This window comes from Corynebacterium sp. c8Ua_99 (assembly GCF_039907185.1).
Lineage (GTDB): Bacteria > Actinomycetota > Actinomycetes > Mycobacteriales > Mycobacteriaceae > Corynebacterium > Corynebacterium jeikeium_D.
The window spans coordinates 1-5551 of sequence record NZ_JASBOG010000028.1; the positions used below are offsets into that span (position 1 = coordinate 1).

Annotated in this window: 1 protein-coding gene and 3 rRNA genes; all 4 read left to right on the forward strand. The window is 54.7% G+C overall.

Annotated features, from left to right (window positions below):
* On the forward strand, positions 1-197 hold a 197-nt coding region (locus QKE19_RS11075; RefSeq protein ID WP_207105045.1), incomplete at its 5' end, for a hypothetical protein.
* Positions 198-302: 105 nt separating this feature from the next.
* A 16S ribosomal RNA gene (locus QKE19_RS11080) occupies positions 303-1825 on the forward strand.
* Positions 1826-2207: 382 nt separating this feature from the next.
* Positions 2208-5297: ribosomal RNA gene (locus tag QKE19_RS11085) — 23S ribosomal RNA — on the forward strand.
* Positions 5298-5403: 106 nt separating this feature from the next.
* A 5S ribosomal RNA gene (rrf, locus tag QKE19_RS11090) occupies positions 5404-5520 on the forward strand.
* Together the 16S, 23S and 5S rRNA genes form the textbook arrangement of a ribosomal RNA operon.
* Positions 5521-5551: the final 31 nt, after the last annotated feature.

The following is a 5551-nucleotide window of genomic DNA, read 5'->3' on the forward strand; positions in this document are numbered from 1 at the left end:
GCGTGTGTGTTGCTGGTGGGTGCCGGGGGCCTTTGTTTGTTTTGGGTCCTTTTGTGCTTGCGGGTGATGGATTGCGTGGCGGCGCCTTTGTTTGGGTGCTTTTCGCGTGGTTTTTTCATTTGTGGGAAAGATCATGGTTGTTCTCTTCTTTTTTGGCCTCGTCGGTTCGAAGGGGAGAACGTTTTATTTTTGGATAACGGCCAGGCCGCGCACTGTTTTTGGTGTGTGGTGGTTGTTTGTCTGTTTTTGTCAGGTTTTTGGGCCTTTCATTGTTTTTTTGATTCTTCTGATTTGAAGGGTTTTTGATGGAGGGTTTGATCCTGGCTCAGGACGAACGCTGGCGGCGTGCTTAACACATGCAAGTCGAACGGTAAGGCTCCAGCTTGCTGGGGTACACGAGTGGCGAACGGGTGAGTAACACGTGGGTGACCTGCCCTGCACTTCGGGATAAGCCTGGGAAACTGGGTCTAATACCGGATAGGACCGCACCGTGAGGGTGTGGTGGAAAGTTTTTTCGGTGTGGGATGGGCCCGCGGCCTATCAGCTTGTTGGTGGGGTAATGGCCTACCAAGGCGGCGACGGGTAGCCGGCCTGAGAGGGTGGACGGCCACATTGGGACTGAGACACGGCCCAGACTCCTACGGGAGGCAGCAGTGGGGAATATTGCACAATGGGCGGAAGCCTGATGCAGCGACGCCGCGTGGGGGATGACGGCCTTCGGGTTGTAAACTCCTTTCACCATCGACGAAGGGTTTCTGACGGTAGATGGAGAAGAAGCACCGGCTAACTACGTGCCAGCAGCCGCGGTAATACGTAGGGTGCGAGCGTTGTCCGGAATTACTGGGCGTAAAGAGCTCGTAGGTGGTTTGTCGCGTCGTCTGTGAAATTCCGGGGCTTAACTCCGGGCGTGCAGGCGATACGGGCATAACTTGAGTACTGTAGGGGAGACTGGAATTCCTGGTGTAGCGGTGAAATGCGCAGATATCAGGAGGAACACCGGTGGCGAAGGCGGGTCTCTGGGCAGTAACTGACGCTGAGGAGCGAAAGCATGGGGAGCGAACAGGATTAGATACCCTGGTAGTCCATGCCGTAAACGGTGGGCGCTAGGTGTGGGTTTCCTTCCACGGGATCCGTGCCGTAGCTAACGCATTAAGCGCCCCGCCTGGGGAGTACGGCCGCAAGGCTAAAACTCAAAGGAATTGACGGGGGCCCGCACAAGCGGCGGAGCATGTGGATTAATTCGATGCAACGCGAAGAACCTTACCTGGGCTTGACATATACAGGATCGCGCCAGAGATGGTGTTTCCCTTGTGGCTTGTATACAGGTGGTGCATGGTTGTCGTCAGCTCGTGTCGTGAGATGTTGGGTTAAGTCCCGCAACGAGCGCAACCCTTGTCTTATGTTGCCAGCACGTTGTGGTGGGGACTCGTAAGAAACTGCCGGGGTTAACTCGGAGGAAGGTGGGGATGACGTCAAATCATCATGCCCCTTATGTCCAGGGCTTCACACATGCTACAATGGTCGGTACAGTGGGTTGCCAGTCCGTGAGGGCGAGCTAATCCCGCAAAGCCGGTCTCAGTTCGGATCGGGGTCTGCAACTCGACCCCGTGAAGTCGGAGTCGCTAGTAATCGCAGATCAGCAACGCTGCGGTGAATACGTTCCCGGGCCTTGTACACACCGCCCGTCACGTCATGAAAGTCGGTAACACCCGAAGCCAGTGGCCTAACACATTTTGTGGGGGAGCTGTCGAAGGTGGGATTGGCGATTGGGACGAAGTCGTAACAAGGTAGCCGTACCGGAAGGTGCGGCTGGATCACCTCCTTTCTAAGGAGATTATTTTTTCTTTGTGTCATGTGTCATCGTGTTGGTGGCGTGTGGCTATTTTTTGTTTTTGGGTGGAACACCTACTGGTTAGATCACTGAAGTGGTGGTCTGCGCGTGCGTGTGATGACTTTAAGCGTTTGTGCTTTCCTTTTTTGTGTTGGTTGGTTGTTGGTGCGCTGTTGGGTGTCTGGGATGACACATGTTGTTGTTCCTGTTTACAGGTTGCTGCGTGCTGCGGGCAGGCTGCTGTTGTGGTGGTTTGTGTGTGGTGTGTGGGTGTTGTGTGAGAACTGGATAGTGGACGCGAGCATCTTGTTTTTCTGTAAGTTCGATTTTGTCAAGCAGTTTTTCTGTTTGTGATTGTTCTTAGTTATTTGTTTGTGTGTTGTGTTGTAAGGGCGCATGGTGGATGCCTTGGCATAGTAGGCCGATGAAGGACGTGAGAGGCTGCGATAGGCCTCGGGGAGCTGCCAACTGAGCGTTGATCCGAGGGTGTCCGAATGGGGAAACCTGGCCGTCGTTGTGGGCGGTCGCCGTTAGATGAATTCATAGTCTAATTGGTGGTTACGCGGGGAAGTGAAACATCTCAGTACCCGTAGGAGTAGAAAACAATTGTGATTCCGTTAGTAGTGGCGAACGAACGTGGATGAGGCTAAACCGCGTGCGTGTGATACCTGGCAGGGTTTGCGTGCGTGGGGTTGTGGGGATGCACTTTGCAGGGTCTGCTAGTCCTGCGTTGTGTTGTGTGGGTGTAGCGGAAGTGGATTGGAATGTCCTGCCGTAGACGGTGAGAGTCCGGTACGTGAAACACCCGTGCGTGCAATTGGTGTGTTGCCCGAGTAGCAGCGGGCTCGTGGAATCTGCTGTGAATCTGCCGGGACCACCCGGTAAGCCTAAATACCTGCTTATGACCGATAGCGGATTAGTACCGTGAGGGAATGGTGAAAAGTACCCCGGGAGGGGAGTGAAATAGTACCTGAAACCATGTGCTTACAATCCGTCAGAGCCCTTTTTTGTGGGGTGATGGCGTGCCTTTTGAAGAATGAGCCTGCGAGTCAGCGGCATGTCGCGAGGTTAACCCGTTTGGTGGGGTAGTCGTAGCGAAAGCGAATACTAACTAGTGTGTTGTCAGTGGCATGTCCTGGACCCGAAGCGGGGTGATCTACCCATGGCCAGTGTGAAGCAGAGGTAAGACTCTGTGGAGGCGCGAACCCACTTAGGTTGAAAACTGAGGGGATGAGCTGTGGGTAGGGGTGAAAGGCCAATCAAACTCCGTGATAGCTGGTTCTCCCCGAAATGCATTTAGGTGCAGCGTCGTGTGTTTCCTCCTGGAGGTAGAGCTACTGGTTGGTTTAGCGGGACTATCATCTTAGCGACATCAGCCAAACTCCGAATGCCGGTGAGGTCAGAGCACGGCAGTGAGACTGCGGGGGATAAGCTTCGTAGTCGAGAGGGAAACAGCCCAGATCGCCGGCTAAGGCCCCTAAGGGTGTGCTAAGTGGAAAAGGATGTGGGATCGCGAAGACAACCAGGAGGTTGGCTTAGAAGCAGCCATCCTTGAAAGAGTGCGTAATAGCTCACTGGTCGAGTGGTTCTGCGCCGACAATGTAGTGGGGCTCAAGTACACCGCCGAAGCCGCGGCAATCACCTTTTGGTGGTTGGGTAGGGGAGCGTCGCGTGACTGCTGTGAAGCGCTGGGGTAACCCTAGTGTGGAGTGTGCGCGAGTGAGAATGCAGGCATGAGTAGCGAATGAGGAGTGGAAAACTCCTCCGCCGAATGACTAAGGGTTCCTGGGCCAGGTTAATCCTCCCAGGGTGAGTCGGGACCTAAGGCGAGGCCGACAGGCGTAGTCGATGGATAACGGGTTGATATTCCCGTACCCGTGTGTCCGCGCCCATGGTGAATCAGGGATACTAACCCACCTGAACACGCGCCGTTTACTAGCCTTTTAGGTTGGTTGGTGTGTGTGATGCTGGGGACCTGAACTGGTAGTAGCCAAGTGATGGGGTGACGCAGGAAGGTAGCCGTGCCACGTGATGGATATCGTGGTGTAAGCGTGTGGCCCGTGTTCTAGGTAAATCCGGAGCACATATAGGGTGAGGCGTGATGCGTACCCGTTTTGGGGAAGTTGGTGATCCTATGCTGCCGAGAAAAGCCTCTAGCGATGTGGATATACGGCCCGTACCCGAAACCGACACAGGTAGTCAGGTAGAGAATACTAAGGCGATCGGGAGAACTGTGGTTAAGGAACTCGGCAAAATGCCCCCGTAACTTCGGGAGAAGGGGGGCCATGACTGGTGACCGACGTGGTTGAGCTGGTTGTGGCCGCAGAGAATAGAGGGAAGCGACTGTTTACTAAAAACACAGGTCCGTGCGAAGACGGGTAAGTCGATGTATACGGACTGACGCCTGCCCGGTGCTGGAAGGTTAAGAGGACCTGTTAGACCCCTTTGCGGGTCGAAGCGGAGAATTTAAGCCCCAGTAAACGGCGGTGGTAACTATAACCATCCTAAGGTAGCGAAATTCCTTGTCGGGTAAGTTCCGACCTGCACGAATGGCGTAACGACTTCCCTGCTGTCTCAACCACAGACCCGGCGAAATTGCAGTACGAGTAAAGATGCTCGTTACGCGCGGCAGGACGAAAAGACCCCGGGACCTTCACTATAGCTTGGTATTGGTGTTCGGTTCGGTTTGTGTAGGATAGGTGGGAGACTGTGATGCCTCAACGCCAGTTGGGGTGGAGTCGTTGTTGAAATACCACTCTGATCGTATTGGACATCTCAACCTCGGCCCGTGATCCGGGTTAGGGACAGTGCCTGGTGGGTAGTTTAACTGGGGCGGTTGCCTCCCAAAGAGTAACGGAGGCGCCCAAAGGTTCCCTCAGCCTGGTTGGCAATCAGGTGTTGAGTGTAAGTGCACAAGGGAGCTTGACTGTGAGACTGACAGGTCGAGCAGGTAGGAAACTAGGGACTAGTGATCCGGCACCGGCTTGTGGAAGCGGTGTCGCTCAACGGATAAAAGGTACCCCGGGGATAACAGGCTGATCTTCCCCAAGAGTCCATATCGACGGGATGGTTTGGCACCTCGATGTCGGCTCGTCGCATCCTGGGGCTGGAGTAGGTCCCAAGGGTTGGGCTGTTCGCCCATTAAAGCGGCACGCGAGCTGGGTTTAGAACGTCGTGAGACAGTTCGGTCTCTATCCGCCGCGCGCGTAGAAACTTGAGGAAGGCTGTCCCTAGTACGAGAGGACCGGGATGGACGTACCTCTGGTGTGCCAGTTGTCCCGCCTGGGGCATGGCTGGTTGGCTACGTACGGAAGGGATAACCGCTGAAAGCATCTAAGCGGGAAGCCTGTTCCAAGATTAGGTTTCTTTTGAGGTCCCCTATAGATGATGGGGTTGATAGGCCGGATCTGGAAGCATCGTAAGGTGTGGAGGTGACCGGTACTAATAGACCAAACATTCAACACACAAAAACAGTGGTTGAACAAGAGTTTTTGCTCGCGTCCGTTATTCAGTGTCTGGCATGACACCACCCACCCAAAGTTGTGGTGGGGATGGGTTGTTGCCTGGTTTTTGTCGGTGGTGTTAGCGGTGGGGTCACGCCCGGTCCCATTCCGAACCCGGAAGCTAAGTCCACCAGCGCCGATGGTACTGCACTCGGGAGGGTGTGGGAGAGTAGGTCGCCGCCGGCATAAAAAGTTTATTGTGTGGGTCGTGGTAGCC